The organism is Kocuria sp. UCD-OTCP (assembly GCF_000349605.1).
GTDB lineage: Bacteria > Actinomycetota > Actinomycetes > Actinomycetales > Micrococcaceae > Kocuria > Kocuria rosea.
This window is the reverse complement of the sequence record NZ_AOSQ01000001.1, coordinates 150,869-168,547: the sequence shown is the minus strand read 5'-3', so window position 1 is coordinate 168,547 and position 17,679 is coordinate 150,869. Positions and strand designations below refer to the sequence as shown.

Genomic DNA, 17,679 nt, shown 5'->3' with positions numbered 1-17,679 from the left:
CGGTTCGGGGGTTCGGGGGTTCGGTCTCGGGGGGTCGGGGTGGTTCAGCGGGCGGGGACGGTGCCGGCCTGCTCGGGGGCCCGGCGGTCCTCGGTGCCGACGGAGGCCAGATGGGCCGGGGCGAGGTCGAGGCGGCGCAGCATCTGGGCGTTGAGCGCCACCACGATGGTGGACGCCGACATCAGCACCGCGCCCACGGCCGGGGACAGCACGATCCCGATCGGGGCGAGCACCCCGGCGGCCAGTGGCACGGCGACGACGTTGTAGCCGGCGGCCCAGACCAGGTTCTGGATCATCTTCCGGTAGCTGGCCCGCGACAGCTCGATCATCGACAGCACGGACCGGGGGTCGTTGCCGGCCAGGACCACCCCGGCCGACTCCATGGCCACGTCGGTGCCGGTGCCGATGGCGATGCCGACCTCGGCCCGGGCCAGGGCTGGGGCGTCGTTGACGCCGTCGCCGACCATCGCCACGGTCATCCCCCGGGACTGGAGCTCGACGACCTTGGTGTCCTTGTCCTGCGGGAGGACCTCGGCGAAGACCTCGTCGATGCCGAGCTCGGCGCCCACGGCCTCGGCGACCTGGCGGGCGTCGCCGGTGATCATCGCCACGCGCACCCCCCTGTCCTGCAGAGCGGCCACGGCGGCGCGGGACTCGGGGCGGACCTTGTCCTCCAGGGCCAGGGCGCCGATGACCGCTCCGTCCCGGAGGACGTGGAGCACCCCGGCGCCGCGCGCCACCCACTCACGGGTGGTCCCGGTGATCGTCGCGGGCGTGGACAGGCCGAGCTCGCGCAGCATGTTGGGTCCGCCGACCGTGATCTCGGCGCCGTCGACCGTGGCGCGGACGCCGCGGCCGGTGGCCGACCGGAGGTCGGTGCCGCGCAGGCCCAGCCGCTGCGCCTCGGGGTCCTGGGCGGCCGCCGTGACGATGGCGCGGGCCACGGGGTGCTCGCTGTCGGCCTCGGCCGCCGCCGCGAGCGCCAGGAGCTCTCCCTTCGAGGTGCCGGGGACCGGGACCGCGCCGGTGACCGCGTGCGCGCCCTCGGTGAGGGTGCCGGTCTTGTCGAAGAGCACCACGTCGATGGTGCGCATCCGCTCCAGGGCCAGCCGGTCCTTGATCAGCACCCCGGCCTTCGCCGCGCGCTCGGTGGAGATCGCGATGACCAGCGGGATCGCCAGGCCCAGGGCGTGGGGGCAGGCGATGACCAGCACGGTCACGGTCCGGATCACCGCGTCGTCCGGGCTGCCCAGCAGCGTCCAGGCGACGGCGGTGAGGATGCCGGCGGCCAGGGCGAACCAGAACAGCAGCGCGGCGGCGCGGTCGGCCAGGGCCTGGGCCCGGGAGGAGGACTCCTGGGCGGCCGCGACCATCCGCTGGATCCCGGCCAGGGCGGTGTCGGCGCCGACGGCCTCCACCCGCACGCGCACGGTGGTGTCGGTGGCCACGGTCCCGGCGACCACCGTGTCGCCGGGTGCCCGGCTGACGGCCTTGGACTCGCCGGTGATCATGGACTCGTCGAACTCGGCCGTCCCCGCGACGATCTCCCCGTCGGCCGGGACCCGGGCGCCGGGACGGATGAGCACGACGTCGCCCACGGCCAGCTCGTCGACGGGCACGGTGACGGTGTCGCCGTCGACGACCTTCTCGGCCTCGTCGGGCAGCAGCGCGGCCAGGGCGTCCAGGGCGGAGGACGCCGCGCCGAGGGCGCGCATCTCCATCCAGTGGCCCAGCAGCATGATGACCACCAGCAGGGCCAGCTCCCACCAGAAGTCGAGGTCGAACCCGCCGATCCCCAGGGTGGTGACCCAGGAGGCGACGAAGGCGACGGTGATGGCCATGGCGATCAGCAGCATCATCCCCGGCTGCCGGCTCTTCAGCTCGGTGAGTCCGCCCCTGAGGAACGGGGCCCCGCCGTAGACGAAGATGACAGTGCCCAGCACGGGAGGGATCCAGGTGGAGCCCGGGAACCCGGGGACGGAGTAGCCCAGCAGGTGCCCGACCATCGGGCTGAAGACCACCACGGGGACCGCCAGCACGAGACTGAGCCAGAACTTGTTCCGGAACATCGCCGTGGAGTGCCCGGCGTGCTCGCCGTGGGTGTGGACCTGGTGGTCCTCGTCCACCGCCGAGTGGGCGTGCTCGTGCGGCATGGCCTGTCCGTGGGTGCCGGCATCGGCGTGCTGCTCGTGGCCGTGGGCGTCCGCGGGCTGCTCCGGGGCGGCGGGGCGGCCGTGGTCCTGGTGCGGGGAGCGCATGATCTTCCTCCTGCGAGAACTGGTGTCCGCTCGGTGGGGACCGAGGTGGGCCTGCTCCTCCTAGGTATATACCCCTAGGGGGTATAAGGCAAGGTGTGTCATCGGGTGATCCCGGCCGGCTCCGGCCCCGCCCGCTGACGGGAGGGCAGCTCCACGGTGAAGGCCGTCCCGGCCCCGGGCCCGGGGGACGTGACGGTCAGCGTCCCGCCGTGGGCCTCGACCAGGGCCCGGGAGATGGTCAGGCCGATCCCGGAGCCGCCGTGGTCGCGGTCCCGGGCGCTGTCCCCGCGCCAGAAGCGCTCGAACACCCGGGACAGGTGCTCGGCGGCGATGCCGTCGCCGGTGTCGGCAACGGTGACGGCCACCTGCCCCGGACCCCGCCGGACGACGCCGAGGGAGACCTGCCCGCCGGGCGGTGTGTGGCGCAGGGCGTTGGTGAGCAGGTTGCCCAGCACCTGCCCCATCCGCTGCCGGTCCACGTCCACCACCCCGGCGTCGTCGTCGACGTCCAGGACGAGCCGCACGCCCTTGGCGGCGTACGCCTCCCGGTGGGCCTCCGCGGCGGAGCGGGCCAGGTCGCCGGCCGGCTGCGAGGCGCGGTCCAGGTCGATCCGGCCCTCCTCGGCCCGGGAGACGTCGTGGATGTCCTCGACCAGCCGGGTGAGGCGTCCGAGCTGGTCGGTCACGAGCTCGCCGGTGGCCTCGTCCCACTGCGCCACCCCGTCCTGCAGCGCCTCGCAGTAGACGGTGAGCACCGAGATCGGGGTGCGCATCTCGTGGGCGAGGTCCGAGAGCATCCGCCGCCGGAGCTCCTCGGTGCGCTCCAGCCGCTCGGCCATGGTGTTGAACGAGGCCGCCACGGCGTCCACCTCGACGCCGGCGCCGAGGGCCGGGACCCGGGTGTCGTAGCGGCCGCGGGACACGCCCCGCGCCGCCTCGGTGAGCGCGGCGAGGGGCCGCCGGAGGCGGCGGGTGAACAGCCAGGTCACCGCCGCGGCGCAGATCACGGCGGTGCCCAGGGCCACGCCCAGGACGATGAGACCGGCGTCCCGGTAGGCCCGCTCCACGTGGAGCAGCTCGGGGGAGTTCTCGGCGTGCCCGGCCATGATCAGGTGCTCGTGGAAGATCGCGGGTCCGGCCAGGGAGGCGACCGCCACGGCGGCGAGGATGCTGGCGGCCACCACGATGGCCTGGGCCAGGAAGAACCGGGAGGCCAGGCCGCGGGGGTGCCGTCGTCGGGTCATCGCGCCACCATCCGGTAGCCGACCCCGCGCACGGTGTCGACGAAGGCGGCCTGGTCCTCCCCGAGCTTCCGGCGCAGGTGCCCGATGTGCACGTCCACGATCCGCTCGTCACCCACCCATGAGGGCCCCCACACGGTGTCGATGAGCCGGCGGCGGGTCAGCGCCTCGTGCGGCCGGGCCGTCAGGGCGGCCAGCAGCTCGAACTCGGTGCGGGTCAGCGCCACCGCCTCCCCGCCCACCCGCGCCTCGTGGGCCGCGAGGTCGACGGTCAGCTCGCCGAACTCCCGGGCGGGCTCGACCGGGGCCAGCGTGGTGCGGGGCCGGCGCAGCACCGCGGCCACCCGGGCGACGAGCTCGCGGACGCTGAAGGGCTTCGTGATGTAGTCGTCGGCCCCGGCCGCCAGCCCGGCCAGCTTGTCCTCCTCGTCCCCGCGGGCGGTGAGCATCAGCACGTAGCACTCAGAGAAGCCCCGGATCCTGCGGCACACCTCGATGCCGTCCAGCCCCGGCAGCCCCAGATCCAGCACCACCACGTCCGGGCTCCGGTCGCGGGCGGCGTCCACGGCGTCGGGGCCGGTGTGGACGGTGGCGACCTCGTAGCCGCCGCGGGCCAGGTAGGTGGCGACCATCTGCGCCAGCGGCTTCTCGTCATCCACCACCAGCACCCGCCCGGCCGCCGCGTCAGTGCCAGGATTCATGACTTCAGTGTCCTCCCCCGCCGCGGCGCGGCGGCACCCGGGGGCGGTCAGCGCGGGAATCTTCGCCAAACCTTCACGGACCACGCCGCGGGCCGGGGCGCCTTGGCCGACTGCCGTCCGTCCGGAGAACCGGTGACCGATTCCGTCACCTGCCCGGCGGCCCTGTCTCCCCCGGCGCCGGATTCCTAGAGTCGTGCCATGGGGACACGACGGAGCGCGGCGGCTGGCGCCCGGGGGGCCAGCGCGACCTGGGTGTGGTGGGACGCCCGCCGGGCCCACCGCAAGGGTCCGGAGGCGCTCCGCCGGCGGCAGCGGGAGCGGCTGGCCGAGCTCGTGGCCTTCGCGCGGGAGCACTCCGCCTACTACCGGCGGCTCTACCAGGGCCTGCCGGGGCGGGTCGAGGACGTCACCTCCCTGCCGGTGACGGACAAACGGCAGCTGATGGCCCACTTCGACGAGGTCGCCACGGACCCGGCTGTGACCCTGACGGCGGTCCAGGAGTTCGTGGCGGACCCGGCCAGGATCGGTGAGCGGTTCGCCGGGAGGTACCTGGTGGCCACCACCGCCGGCACCACCGGCACCCGGGGTCTCTTCGTGCTCGACGACCGGTACCGGGCGGTGACCTCGGGGATGATGGCCCGGCTGTCCGCGGGCTGGCTGTCCGGGCGGGACCTGGTGCGGCTCACGGTGCGCGGGGGCCGGTTCGCCGCGGTCGTGGCCACCGGCGGGCACCTCCTGGCCGTGGCCACCAGCACCCGTGAGATGCGGGAGCGACCGCGGCGCCACCGCCGGCTCAGGATCCTCTCGATCCACCGGCCGCTGCCCGAGCTGGTGGCCGAGCTCAACACCTTCGGCCCGCTCATGCTCGGCGCCTACGCCAGTGTGCTGCGCCTGCTGGCCTCCGAGCAGGAGGCCGGGCGGCTGCGCCTGCGCCCGGTGCTGGTGCTCAGCACCGCCGAGGGCCTGCCGCCGGACGAGCGCACCCGGATCGAGCGGGCCTTCGGGGCGCCCGTGCGGGAGGTCTACGGGTGCACCGAGATCGGCTACGCGGCCTCGAGCTGCGCCCGGGGCTGGCTGCACCTGGTCGAGGACTGGGTCGTCCTCGAACCGGTCGACGCCGAGCACCGTCCCGTCCCGCCCGGGACCGTCTCGCACACGGTGCTGATGACGAACCTGGCCAACCGGGTCCAACCGATCATCCGCTACGACGTCGGTGACCGGGTCCTGATGAAGCCGGACCCGTGCGGCTGCGGGAACCCGGCCCCGGCCCTGCGGGTGCAGGGCCGGGCCTCGGACGTCCTCGCCTTCCCCGACGACGACGGGCGGGGCCTGGTCGCGGTGCCCCCGCTCGCGCTGGGGACCGTCATCGACCGCGTCCCGGGCGTGGGGCTGTTCCAGGTCGCCCAGACCGCCCCTGCCGGCCTGCGGGTCCGGCTGCTCCCGGCGGCCGGCGAGGACCCCGAGCAGGTGTGGGCCGCCGTGCTGAGCGGCGTCACCGGCCTGCTCGGTGACCTGGGCCTGGGGCACGTCGCCGTCGAACGCGCCCCGGAGGCACCGCAGCAGAGCACCGGCGGCAAGTACCGCACCGTCATCCCGCTCCCCGCACCGTGACGGATCCGCCGGACGGCCGGCTCGTGGGCTGCAACGGGCAAACCAGGATCGAGCTGCCCGGTGCTCGTCCTCGTGGGCCGCGTGCGCCGGATCAGGCCCGCGGGCTGCCGGCCCCCGCGGGGTGCGGTGCCGGGGTGGTGCGGGAGGACCGTACCCCGGACCGGCCGCTCAGGGCCGGCAGCACCGCGAGGATCCCGAGCGCACCGGCCACGACGAAGGCCAGGACCGGGGCGGCGGGGTCGAACAGGATGCCCAGGAGGACCGAGCCGGCCGCCTGACCGACGGCGAGGGCGATGAACAGCACGGCGGTGCCCTCGGACACGCGATCGGGAACCACCCGCGCGGCCCAGACGATGAGGACGCCGGACAGGGCGGTGTAGCCGGCCCCGAAGACGGCCGCGGAGACGAACGCGGCGAGCGGCGCCCCCGGCGCCGCGCCCAGGACGACGGTCGCGCCGGCCATGGCCACCGCGGTCGAGACCCACGCCGTCCGCAGGCTCCAGACCTGGACGATCTTCCCGGCGGCGGCGCCCAGCACGCCGAACGCCCCCAGGACCATCCAGGCCGCGATGGAATAGGACTCCTCGCCCGTGCCGGACTCGGCCATGGCCGTGCGCCCGAAGGTCCAGATCGCGGCGCTCGAGGCACCGGCGAGCGCCGCCGCGGCGATGGGCCGGGTCAGCGGCACCAGATCACGGACCCGCACCCGTGCGGGCCGCTCCGCGGCCGGAGACCGGTGCGCGGACCGGTCCGCCCGGAGGGTGGCCACGGTGGCCGCTGCCACCAGGACGGCGATGGCCGCCCACCCCAGGCGCCACTGGTCGATCGTGAGGAGCATGAGGATGCCCGCGACGACGATGCCCGCCCCGGTGCCGGCGTTGACGACCGTCTGGGCACTCTCCTGGCGCGCCGATGCGAGGTTGCGCTCGATGAGCGTGACCAGGCCCGGGGTGGCGAACCCGGCGCCGGCACCGGCGAGCACCACACTCACCGCGAGGACGACCGCGGTGGGCGAGGCCGCCACGCCTGCCGTGCCCAGCGTGGCCGTCGCCCCCGCGCACACCACGACCAGGCGCGGGCGGGCGGCCAGGCGCGAGGCGAGCACCGCGGCGAGGCAGAAGGAGAGGAAGCTCCCGGCCTGGATGAGCCCGGAGACGGCCGAGCCCATCTGGAAGGTCTCGGTGAACCGGGGCAGGAAGAGGCCGTAGCCGAAGCGCGCCAGCCCGTAGGTCGCCGCGATCAGTGCCATCCCGCTGATCACCAGAGCTCGCATGGAACTCCCTCTCGCACGTCGCTTACCAGAACGATCGTAACGCTACACCAAAACGCTCGTTCTGGAACGAGGGATCGATACAGTGGTGGGGTGACCACCGTCCCGCGACTCCCCGCGCGCACCCGGCTGCTGCAGGCGGCTGACCGCGTGCTGTTCGACCGCGGCATCCGGGCCACGCCCGTCGACGAGCTGCTGCGCGAGGCGGAGGTCTCGGCAGCCACCCTGTACACGCACTTCGGCAGCAAGGACGCCCTGGTGGCCGAGGCGCTGCGGGTCCGGCTGGCGGACTGGCGGTCGGTCTGGGACCAGCACGTGGTCGCGGCCGCCGACGACACGGCGCGGCTGCTCGCGGTGTTCGATGCCCTGGCCTCCTACCGGCGGGACCAGCCCCACCCGGCGCGCTGGTGCGCCTTCCTGGCCGCGGCCACCGAGCTTCCCGAGGCCGCGGACGAGATCGGCGCCGTCCTGGCCGCGGACACCGCCCTCCTCACCGAGCGACTCCTGCACCTCTCCCGGCCCCTCGCCGGGGGACGCGCCCAGGACCTGGCCGACGAGGTCCTCCTGGCCTACGGCGGGACCCTGGCCGCCTTCCTCCGCGGCACCCCGCGCTCACCGATCGAGGTCGGCCGCCGCCTGGCCTCCGCCGCGGTCCGAGCCCACCGCCGCGCCTGACCCTTCACCAGCGACGGGCGGCTCCGGACCCCGACGCCGGGGCCACCTCGGTGCGGGCGTGCAGAGCGGGGCCTGGCGTCAGCGGTGGAGACGGACGCTCAGCCGGGGCAGCAGGATCTGGACCAGCGGGCCGATGGCCAGGGCGTAGAGCACCGTGCCCAGTCCCACGGTGCCGCCGAGCACCCACCCGGCGAGCACCACGACCACCTCGATCGAGGTGCGGACCACGCGCACCGATCCCCCGGTGCGCCGGACCAGGCCGGTCATCAGCCCGTCCCGCGGGCCGGCGCCCAGGTGCACCCCGATGTAGGCGGCGGTCGCTACGGCGTTGAGGAGCACGCCGGCGAGCACGAGCAGCACCCGCAGCGGCAAGGACTCGACCGGAGGCAGCACCGCCAGGGTCGCGTCGAGCACCAGCCCGACCACCACGGCGTTGCTGAGGGTGCCCAGCCCGGGCCGCTCGCGCAGCGGGATCCAGAGAAGCAGCAGCAGCACGCTGACCACGATGACCACCGTGCCCATGCTCAGCCCGAACTGCCGGGACAGCCCCTGGTGCAGCACGTCCCACGGGATGACACCGAGCTCCGCCCGCACGAGCATCCCCATGGTGATGCCGTAGAGCACCAGCCCGGCGAAGAGCTGCACGAGCCGCCGGGGCAGCCGGCGCGACCCCGGCCCGTCGATCGAGCGGGCGAGGGCGCGCGGACTCCAGTTCATGCGGATCATCTTCGCACCGGCGGGGCCCTCCCTGCGCACGGGCCGGAATCGCCGGCGAGGCCGCCGCCCGCCCGGCACGTCGTCGGCCCTCCGCGCGGCCGAGGACCGGCCGGCTTCAGATCCGCCGGGTGCTGGTGATGCCGCCGTCCACGTGGATCTCGGCGCCGTGGAGGTAGGCGGCGTCGTCGGAGACGATCCAGGCGACGGCGGCGGCGATCTCCTCCGGGGTCCCGGGACGCCCGGCGGGAGTGGCGGCCGTGATCCGGGCGATCACGTCGTCGGCCGGGGCGTTGACCGGGGACCGCGTCGCTCCGGGAGAGACGGTGTTGACCCGCACACCGTGCGACCCGAACTCCGCCGCCCAACTGCGCGCGAGCTGGATCTGCGCCGCCTTCGTCGCCGAGTACAGCCCCACGACAGGGCTGCCGACGTGGGCCATCCACGAGCCGATGACGACGATTGCCCCGCTGCCGTTCTCGACCATCCCCGGCGCCAGGGCGGCCGTGAGCACGTGCGGGGCACGCACGTTGACGGCGAGCGCGGCCTCGAGATCCGCGTCGGTGAGGGAGAGGGTGTCCACGGCGGGGCACACGGCGGCGTTGTGGACCAGCGTGTCGACGTGACCGCCCAGGGTCTGCGCGGCCGCGCGGGCGAAGGCCCGGAGGTCGTCCGCGGGGGCGGTGAGCTCGGAGGCGATGAAGTCCGCCCGCCCTCCGCGGTCGCGGATCCCGGCCACCACGCCGTCCCCGCGGGCGCGGTCACGGCCCGTGACGCCGACGTACCACCCTCGAGCCGCCAGTGTCCGTGCGGTGGCGGCACCGATGCCGCTGGTGGAGCCGGTGACCAGAGCGGTGCGGGTTCGTCCCAGTGGTGTCATGACCCCATGCTCGCCGGGGCGAGCCCGGATGGCCACAGCCGGCTCGAGCAGGACGGGCAGCACGCCGTTCCCGACGACGTCGTCGTGGCGCTGCGGCGCCCGCTGCACCCGGGCAGGATCGAAGCAACCCCTCTGCACGACCCGGCCGCTCCTCCGCGCCGCGCCCGCCCGGGATCCGTCCGCCCGGCTCAGGCCTTCCTGACGGTGAGGGTGACGTTGGGGCAGGAGGCGGCGATCCGGGTCAGGGCGGCCTTCTCCGTGCTGTCGACCTTGAGACCCCAGCGGATCTTCACCGCCACCCACTCCCCGACGTAGCCGCAGCGGTTCCGCGGCGGCATCCAGGCCTCGGGGCCCCGGGCCTGCTTGGCCGAGTTCAGCGCGGAGGTCTGGGCGCTGAGCGTGCGGTGGTCGCCGAGGTCGTTGTAGAACGCCACGCGCTTGGCCTTCGTCCAGTACCGCGCCCCGGAGCCCCAGGCCTCGTGGACGGGCACCGTGTGGTCGATCTGCACCGTGGTGGCCGAGGTGTGCACCCTCCCGTCCCAGGTGGTGATCCAGCGCCCGCCCTTGACGGTGCAACGCTTGCTGGTGGTGAAGCTGATGCTCGCCCTGGACTCGTTCTGCAGCACCTCGGCGCGGGTGTTCTGGCAGTCGCGGTTGGCGTCGTTCCAGTCGCCGAACTGCCTGGCCCGGTCATAGCCGACGTTGTTCTCCCCGGCCACGGGCAGGGACTTCACTGCGGTGCGCAACGAGGCGCTGTAGGTCGTCGCCGCCTCGACGGGCATAGCACCACCGACGAGGACCAGACCGGCCACGACCACCGATGCCGCGGCAGTCCGGAGCGGGCCGCCGACAGTGGGCGAGCCGTCGCCGGAAGGGCGGGCACGGAAGAGCATGCTGAGGAACATCGGGGGCCTCCAGGAAGGGGGATGAGGCGCCGGCGCGGGCGTCACTCCATCCTGGCATCGCTATTGCAAATACATGCAACGTGTTGTGGTCACACTTTTGGGGACGACTCCCGGGACAGGGGGGACCTCTGAGAGCTGCGTCAGGCCTCGACAGGGGAGAGCATCGGCCGGTGCTCGTAGAAGGTTTGCAGCACCACGGTGGTGCGGGTGTTCACGGAGGCCACGTGGCGCACCTCGTTGACGAGGGCCTCGAGCGCCTTCGGCGAGGCCACCCGGACGAAGAGCATGTAGGCGGAGTCCCCGGCCACCGAGTGGCAGGCCTCGATCGCCGTGATCGACTGCAGGAGCTCGGGGGCGTTGTCGGGCTGGCGGGGATCGAGGGGCGTGATCTCGATGAAGGCCGCGAGCGGCTTGCCGATGGCCTCGGGGTCGAGGATCGCTTGGTACCCGGCGATCACCCCGCTGCTCTCGAGCTTGCGCAGGCGCGCCTGCACGGCCGAGACCGAGAGGCCGACCCGCTCGGACAACTGGGCGAGGGTGGCGCGCGGGTCGTGGGACACCTCGGTTGCCAGTCGCACATCCATGGGGTCGTCCATGGGCCGAACGCTACCAGCTGATCCCGCCGAGAGGGTTGACAGCCTCACGACCACATGTGAATGTTCCTGTATGTGATCATCATCACCGGAAAATTTCCGCTGATCTACGACAGGAGGGTTTCAATGTCCACGTCTCTGCAGGCGGTGCAGGCCATCATCGGCGAACCTGAGGTCGTGGAGGATGCCCGCACCGTGGAGTCGAGCCCGGCCTGGCTCCGGCTCCGGTCGGCGGCCACCGCCCTGCAGGCCCTGCAGGTCAAGGACGGGTCGATCCCCGAGCTCGCCGACCACCCGACGGCGCGCGAGCACGTCGAGGTGATCGTGGCGTCGATCGCCGAGCTCGCCCCGCTCTTCCCGCACGACGCGGCGTACCTGGCGGCCCTGCCCCGCGACTTCGCACGCTGGGCGGACGGCGGCTTCGGGGAGCCGGACTTCCTCGACTCCCTCGTCGAGTTCCAGCCGCAGCAGCACCGCGTGGACGGCATCCGGCATCTCGTCGTGTTCCCCATGCACACCCAGAACGGCTCGGCGAACCGGCACGTCGAGGCCCTGATCGTCGAGGCGATCTGGCCGGAGTTCATCGCCGAGCTCGAGGCCGGGCACTACGGCAACAAGCTGTTCGTGTCCCTGCGGCTGATCGACTTCACCCCGGGCTACGACTCGAACTCCGCGGTCCTGTTCCCCGAGACGGTCGCCGTGCGGGAGATCCCGACGTTCACCTGGGGCGCCATCTTCCAGGACCGTGAGGCGGCACGCTACCGCCGCGTGGTCACCGCAGCCGCCGGCATCACGAAGCTGGACCTGCCCGAGGACGCCGCGGCGCTGCTCGCCGATCAGGATCTCGCCGAGAAGACCTTCGTGATGTGGGACATCATCCACGACCGCACGCACATGCGCGGCGACCTGCCGTTCGACCCGTTCATGATCAAGCAGCGGATGCCGTTCTTCCTGTACTCCCTGGAGGAGCTGCGCTGCGACCTGACGGCGTTCCGGGAGTCGGTGACGATCGAGCGTGCGCTCACGGCGCGGCGAGCGGCCGGCGAGGAGCTCACCGAGATCGAGGAGCAGACCCGCCGGCACGGGAAGCTCGTGCAGTACGCGGTGATCTTCGACCGGATCTTCCGTTTCGCGATCACCGGTTCGCGGGTGCGCAACTACGACGGGCTGGGCGGGCAGCTGCTGTTCGCCTGGCTCCACCGGAAGCACGTCCTGCAGTGGCGTGACGTCGAGCTCAGCTTCGACTGGGACCGGGTCGCGGACGCGGTCGTCGAGCTCGGCGAGGCCATCGACCAGCTGTACTGGGAGTCGATCGACCGGCCGAAGACGGTGCACTGGATGAAGGCGTACGAGCTCATCGCCTCCGTGGTCCCTCCGAACCCCGCATCGGTGTGGGCGGAGGGGCTCCCCCGCGAGGTGCTGGCCGGGCCGCCGCGAGGCTACACGGACCTGGTGCTGGACGACGAGTTCCCGCTGTCGATGTTCTTCGAGGCGCTCGACAAGAAGATGAAGGGCGTCATCGCGTCGACGGCCGGCATCCGCGCCACGGACGCCTGAGCGATGACCGACCTGACCGGGCGCACCGTCCTGATCGCCGGCGCCACCAGTGCGTCCGGTCTGGCGGCGGCGCGGACCCTGACCTCGGCCGGGGCCCGCGTCGTCGCCACGGGGCGCCACGCGGAGAAGCTCGTCCCCCTCGCAGCACTGGGGGCGCACACGGAGACGGTGGACCTCGCCGACGAGCGCGCCGTGCTCGACCTCTCCCGCCGGCTGCACGACCGCGGCTGGTCGATCGACGGGATCCTCCACCTCGTCGGAGGATGGCGCGGCGGCGGTGGGCTCGCTGGGCAGACGGAGGAGGACTACCGGGTGCTGGAGACCTCCTTCACCGCCCTGCGCCACCTGAGCCGTACCTTCGACGACGACCTCCGGGCCTCGCCGGCGGGCCGGCTGGCGATCGTGTCCTCGACCGCGGTGAACCGTCCGCTGGCGGGCGGGGCCAACTACGCCGCGGTGAAGGCCGCGAGCGAGGCGTGGACCCGGGCTGTGGCGCAGGGATATGCGAAGGGCGCCCGCGAGGCCGGCGAGCCGCTGCGCGTCGCCGCCGTGATCTTCCGGGTGAAGGCCCTGGCCGGTCTGGAGGACCGGCTCGCGAACGCCTACGCCGGGCTCTGGGACGCCGAGGCCCCGGAACTGAACGACTCGACCATCGAACTCCAGGAGAAAGGATGAGGCACCACATGAAGAGGTCCCACGACGCCGAGCTGAGGGGTTTCGCCTCGGACAACTACTCCGGGGTCCACCCGGAGGTGCTGGACGCCCTGGTCGAGGCCAACGGCGGTCACCAGATCGCCTACGGCGAGGACGAGTACACGGCACGGCTGCAGGACGTGATCGTGCAGCACTTCGGCGAGGGCGCCTCGGTGTGGCCGATGTTCAACGGCACCGGCGCCAACGTCGTCGGGCTCCAGTCGATGCTCCCGCGCTGGGGCGCGGTGATCTGCGCGGACACGGCGCACATCCACGTCGACGAGGGCGGCGCGCCCGAGAAGTCCGCCGGCATCAAGCTCCTTCCCGTCCCCACGGGAGACGGGAAGCTCACGCCCGAGCTGATGGCGGCGGAGGCCTGGGGCTGGGGGGACGAGCACCGCGCCCAGCCGCTCGTCGTCTACCTCACCCAGTCCACCGAGCTCGGCACCCTGTACACACCGGACGAGATCCGGGCGATCACGGACTACGCGCACGCCCACGGCATGTCCGTCTACCTGGACGGGGCCCGGCTCTCGAACGCGGCGGCCGCCCTGAGACTGCCCCTGCGGGCCTTCACCACCGACGTCGGCGTCGACGTGCTCGCCCTCGGCGGCACCAAGAACGGGGCCCTCGGCGCCGAGGCCCTGGTGGTCCTGAACGAGGCCGCGTCCCAGGGCCTGGTCTACCTGCGGAAGAACCAGATGCAGCTGGCCTCGAAGATGCGGTTCGTCTCGGCCCAGCTGCTCGCGCTCCTGGACGGCGACCTGTACCTGCGCACCGCGGGCCGTGCGAACGCGATGGCCCGGCGCCTGCGCGACGGCATCGAGGCGGGCATCGCCGACGGGTCGATGCCCGGCGTCGCCTTCACCCAGGAGACCCAGGTGAATTCCGTCTTCGCCACCCTGCCCGCCGGCATCGCGGACCGCCTGCGCCGGCGGTTCCGGTTCTACGACTGGGACGCGGCGACGGGCGAGGTCCGCTGGGTGTGCAGCTTCGACACCACGCCGGAGGACGTCGACGCCTTCCTGGCCGCCCTCCGCTCGGAGCTCGTCCCGGTCGGCTGACCCCGGCGGGTGCCCGCCCGCTCCTCGACACCGCGCCCTCGGGGGCACGTTCCTGCCCCCGCCGGCCGAGCGCACCCTCGTCCACCCGGCGCGCCCGCGCGCCCGCGCCCGCAGCCCGCGCTCTGCCCTGCCCTGCTCCGCCGCAGGAGCCTCCCACACGTGCCCGCGCCCACCCCTGCCCGCACCCACCCCTGCCCGAAGGAGACCAACCGTGACCGCCACCTCCACCCTGCGCGCCCGCGCCGGCACCGACCGGCCCGCCTACCGCAGCATCGACCCCGCCACCGGTCAGCTCGTGACCGAGGTCCCCACCGCCACCGACACCGAGGCCGAGGAGGCGCTCACCGCCGCGGGGACCGCCTTCCGCGACTGGCGCTCCCGTCCGATCGACGAGCGGGCCGCCGTGGCCGCCCGGGTCGGCGAGCTGTTCGCCGAGCGCGCCGACGAGCTGGCCGCCATCGCCACCCAGGAGATGGGCAAGCCGGTCTCCGAGGCCCGGGAGGAGGCGCAGTTCTGCGCCGAGATCTTCGGCTACTTCGCCGCCCAGGGCCCGGCCCTGGCCGCCGACCAGGCCCTGCCCACCCCGCACGGGACCGGGCGGGCCGTGCTCCAGCGGCGCCCGGTCGGGGTGCTGCTGGGGATCATGCCGTGGAACTACCCCTACTACCAGGTGGCCCGCTTCGCCGCCCCCAACCTGGTGCTGGGCAACACGATCCTGCTCAAGCACGCCGAGTCCTGCCCCCGGGCGGCCCTGGCCCTCCAGCAGCTCATGGACGACGCCGGGGTGCCCGCCGGGGTGTACACGAACCTCTTCGCCTCCCACGCCCAGATCGAGGACATCATCGCCGACCCCCGCATCCAGGGCGTGTCCCTGACCGGGTCCGAGCGCGCCGGGGCGAAGGTCGCCGAGATCGCCGGGCGGAACCTGAAGAAGGTCGTCCTCGAGCTCGGCGGCTCCGACCCCTACGTGGTGCTGGACACCGACGACGTGCGCGAGTCCGCCCGGACGGCCTTCGCCACCCGGATGGGCAACACGGGCCAGGCGTGCAACTCCAACAAGCGGATGATCGTCACCGCCGGGATCTTCGACGCGTTCGTGGCCGAGCTGACCCGCCTCGCCGCCGCGCTGGTGCCCGGCGACCCGTCCGCCGAGGCCGACGGCACCTACGCCCCGATGGCCTCCCGCGCCGCCGCCGAGACCCTGGCCGCCCAGATCCGCGAGGCCGTGGAGGCCGGAGCGACCCTGCACACCGGCGGGACCCTCGCCGAGGGTCCCGGGGCGTATCTGGCCCCGGCCGTGCTCACCGGCGTCACCCCGGGAATGGCCGCCCACCATCAGGAGCTCTTCGGCCCCGTCGCGGTGGTCTACCGGGCGGCCGACGACGACGAGGCCCTCGCCCTGGCCAACGACACCCCCTACGGGCTCGGCGGGGCGGTCTTCAGCACCGACCCCGAGCGGGCCCGGCGGCTCGCCGAGCAGCTCGAGTGCGGGATGGCCAACGTCAACGCCGCCGAGGCCGAGGGCGCCGGCATGCCCTTCGGCGGGGTCAAGCGCTCCGGCTACGGCCGGGAGCTGGGCCCGCTGGGCATGGACGAGTTCGTCAACAAGCGCCTGCTCTANGCGGGGGGAGGTCCTGCCGCGCGCTGCCGGCCGCGGGCAACGCCGCCGAGGCCGAGGGCGCCGGCATGCCCTTCGGCGGGGTCAAGCGCTCCGGCTACGGCCGGGAGCTGGGCCCGCTGGGCATGGACGAGTTCGTCAACAAGCGCCTGCTCTACATCAACGACTGACCCGGGCCGGGGCGGTCGGACACCGCCCCGGCCTCCCCCGGCGTGCAGACCCGCCGCCTCCGAGGAAAGGTTCCCGTGGACACCATCGCACCGCCCCAGACGACCGCCCCGACCGGACGGGGAGCACCGGCTCCCGCCGAGGCGCACGCACGGCTGCGCCGCAGCCTCAAACCCCGCCACCTGACCATGATCGCGATGGGCGGGGCCATCGGCACCGGCCTGTTCGTGGCCTCGGGCAACACCATCGCCACCGCCGGTCCCGGTGGGGCCCTGCTGGCCTACGTGGCCATCGGGTTCATGGTCTTCCTGCTCATGCAGTCCCTGGGCGAGATGGCCACCTACCTGCCGGTCTCCGGTGCCTTCGAGGAGTACTCGACCCGCTTCGTCAGTCCCTCCTTCGGCTTCGCCATCGGCTGGAACTACTGGTACAACTGGGCGATCACCGTGGCCGCCGAGCTCGTGGCCGCCGCGCTGATCATGCGCTACTGGNTCCTTCGGCTTCGCCATCGGCTGGAACTACTGGTACAACTGGGCGATCACCGTGGCCGCCGAGCTCGTGGCCGCCGCGCTGATCATGCGCTACTGGCTCCCCGACGTGCCCTCGTGGATCTGGTCGGCCCTGTTCCTCGCGATCCTCTTCGGCCTCAACGCCCTGTCCACCCGCGCCTACGGCGAGAGCGAGTTCTGGTTCTCCCTCATCAAGGTGGTCACCATCGTGGTCTTCCTCGTCCTGGGCGTGCTCATGATCGTGGGGATCATCGGCGGCAGCTCCCCCGGCTTCGACAACTGGACCACCGGGGACGCCCCCTTCGTCGGCGGCGGGGCCGGGATCCTGGCGATCTTCATGGTGGCCGGCTTCTCCTTCCAGGGCACCGAGCTCGTGGGCGTGGCCGCCGGTGAGGCGGAGAACCCGGAGAAGAACGTGCCCAGGGCCATCCGCACCGTGTTCGTGCGGATCCTGCTGTTCTACGTCGGGGCCATCGCCATCGTGGGCTTCCTCATCCCCTACACCAGCCCCTTCCTGCTGGGCAGCGGGGTCGAGGACATCTCGATCTCCCCGTTCACCCTCGTGTTCGAGAACGCCGGGGTGCTCGCGGCGGCCTCCGTGATGAACGCGGTGATCCTCACCGCCATCCTCTCGGCCGGCAACTCCGGGCTCTACGCCTCCACCCGCATGCTCTGGGCCCTGGCCGACAGCGGCAAGGCCCCAAAGTTCCTCGTGAAGGTCAACCGCCGCGGCGTGCCCATGAACGCCCTGCTCGCCACGACCGCCGTGGGAGCCGCCTGCTTCCTCACCACCCTGATCGGCGACGGCGCCGCGTACGTGTGGCTGGTCAGCGCCTCGGGGCTGGCCGGGTTCATCGTGTGGATGGGCATCGCGTGGAGCCACTACCGCTTCCGGAAGGCGTACACCGCCCAGGGCAAGGACCTCGCCGACCTGCCCTACCGGGCGCGGTTCTTCCCGCTGGGCCCCATGATCGCCCTGGCCCTGTGCGCGGTGGTGATCCTCGGGCAGAACTACCAGGCCTTCGTGGGGGACATCGACCTGCTCGCCGCCCTGTCGGCCTACATCGGCCTGCCGCTGTTCCTCGCCCTGTGGCTGGGCCACCGGCTGGTGACGGGTTCCAGGATGGTCCGCTACGAGGACGCCGACCTCACCCGCGCCACCGACTGACCGCACCGCCCCCGGGTCCCCGTCACCCGCCGCCCGGGGCGGGTGACGGGGACT

13 protein-coding genes and 3 pseudogenes are annotated in these 17,679 nt (G+C 73.2%); 8 read left to right on the top strand and 8 right to left on the bottom strand.

What is annotated here, in order from left to right; genetic code table 11:
- Positions 1-44 precede the first annotated feature (44 nt).
- The 3 genes from H488_RS20125 to H488_RS20115 form a co-directional block, all read right to left on the bottom strand.
- Positions 45-2,258 carry a copper-translocating P-type ATPase gene (locus H488_RS20125; protein WP_017831869.1) on the bottom strand — a complete coding sequence of 738 codons (2,214 nt, stop codon included), beginning with the start codon at positions 2,256-2,258 and terminating at the stop codon, positions 45-47.
- 98 nt (positions 2,259-2,356) lie between these two features.
- A complete protein-coding gene (locus H488_RS20120; RefSeq protein ID WP_017831868.1) occupies positions 2,357-3,502 on the bottom strand; it encodes a sensor histidine kinase in 1,146 nt (381 codons plus the stop codon).
- Complete coding sequence (locus tag H488_RS20115) at positions 3,499-4,200, bottom strand: response regulator transcription factor (RefSeq protein WP_017831867.1); 702 nt, start codon at positions 4,198-4,200, stop codon at positions 3,499-3,501. The genes H488_RS20120 and H488_RS20115 overlap by 4 nt, the downstream gene beginning before the upstream one ends.
- Before the next feature lie 198 nt (positions 4,201-4,398).
- Here H488_RS20115 and H488_RS20110 point away from each other — a divergent pair, with 198 nt between their 5' ends.
- Positions 4,399-5,811: a phenylacetate--CoA ligase family protein gene (locus tag H488_RS20110; RefSeq protein WP_150110238.1), complete on the top strand. Its 1,413-nt coding sequence runs from the start codon at positions 4,399-4,401 to the stop codon at positions 5,809-5,811.
- Positions 5,812-5,902: 91 nt separating this feature from the next.
- On the opposite strand, the gene H488_RS20105 is transcribed toward H488_RS20110, so the two are convergent.
- Entirely contained in the window at positions 5,903-7,084 is a 1,182-nt protein-coding gene (locus tag H488_RS20105; RefSeq protein WP_043738257.1) for an MFS transporter, read from the bottom strand.
- A gap of 90 nt (positions 7,085-7,174) precedes the next feature.
- Here H488_RS20105 and H488_RS20100 point away from each other — a divergent pair, with 90 nt between their 5' ends.
- Positions 7,175-7,756 (top strand): TetR/AcrR family transcriptional regulator, encoded by a 582-nt coding sequence (locus H488_RS20100; RefSeq protein WP_017831864.1) that lies wholly within the window; start codon positions 7,175-7,177, stop codon positions 7,754-7,756.
- Between the two features lie 78 nt (positions 7,757-7,834).
- Here the strand turns inward: H488_RS20100 and yczE are convergent, their stop codons facing one another.
- From yczE to H488_RS20080, 4 genes are all read right to left on the bottom strand, one after another.
- Positions 7,835-8,473 (bottom strand): membrane protein YczE, encoded by a 639-nt coding sequence (gene yczE / locus H488_RS20095; RefSeq protein WP_229587146.1) that lies wholly within the window; start codon positions 8,471-8,473, stop codon positions 7,835-7,837.
- A gap of 115 nt (positions 8,474-8,588) precedes the next feature.
- Complete coding sequence (locus tag H488_RS20090) at positions 8,589-9,488, bottom strand: SDR family NAD(P)-dependent oxidoreductase (RefSeq protein WP_017831862.1); 900 nt, start codon at positions 9,486-9,488, stop codon at positions 8,589-8,591.
- A 50-nt stretch (positions 9,489-9,538) separates the two neighbouring features.
- Positions 9,539-10,255, bottom strand: coding sequence for an HNH endonuclease family protein (locus H488_RS20085; RefSeq protein ID WP_017831861.1), 717 nt, complete (start codon positions 10,253-10,255; stop codon positions 9,539-9,541).
- Positions 10,256-10,395: 140 nt separating this feature from the next.
- The gene (locus H488_RS20080; protein WP_031282182.1) at positions 10,396-10,851 is read right to left on the bottom strand and encodes an Lrp/AsnC family transcriptional regulator; all 456 of its coding nucleotides are present in this window, start codon (positions 10,849-10,851) and stop codon (positions 10,396-10,398) included.
- 123 nt (positions 10,852-10,974) lie between these two features.
- On the opposite strand from H488_RS20080, the gene H488_RS20075 reads away from it, so the two are divergent.
- The 6 genes and pseudogenes from H488_RS20075 (at position 10,975) to H488_RS20060 (ending at position 17,625) form a co-directional block, all read left to right on the top strand.
- Complete coding sequence (locus H488_RS20075; protein WP_017831859.1) at positions 10,975-12,405, top strand: DUF6421 family protein; 1,431 nt, start codon at positions 10,975-10,977, stop codon at positions 12,403-12,405.
- A gap of 3 nt (positions 12,406-12,408) precedes the next feature.
- On the top strand, positions 12,409-13,080 hold the full coding sequence (locus tag H488_RS20070) for an SDR family NAD(P)-dependent oxidoreductase (protein ID WP_017831858.1): 672 nt from the start codon (positions 12,409-12,411) through the stop codon (positions 13,078-13,080).
- An 8-nt stretch (positions 13,081-13,088) separates the two neighbouring features.
- Positions 13,089-14,162 (top strand): threonine aldolase family protein, encoded by a 1,074-nt coding sequence (locus H488_RS20065; RefSeq protein WP_017831857.1) that lies wholly within the window; start codon positions 13,089-13,091, stop codon positions 14,160-14,162.
- Between the two features lie 211 nt (positions 14,163-14,373).
- A pseudogene (locus tag H488_RS0117700) lies at positions 14,374-15,777 on the top strand (NAD-dependent succinate-semialdehyde dehydrogenase); the annotation flags it as partial.
- 44 nt (positions 15,778-15,821) lie between these two features.
- Positions 15,822-15,950, top strand: a pseudogene (locus tag H488_RS38450) (aldehyde dehydrogenase family protein); the annotation flags it as partial.
- A gap of 75 nt (positions 15,951-16,025) precedes the next feature.
- Positions 16,026-17,625: pseudogene (locus tag H488_RS20060) on the top strand (amino acid permease).
- Positions 17,626-17,679: the final 54 nt, after the last annotated feature.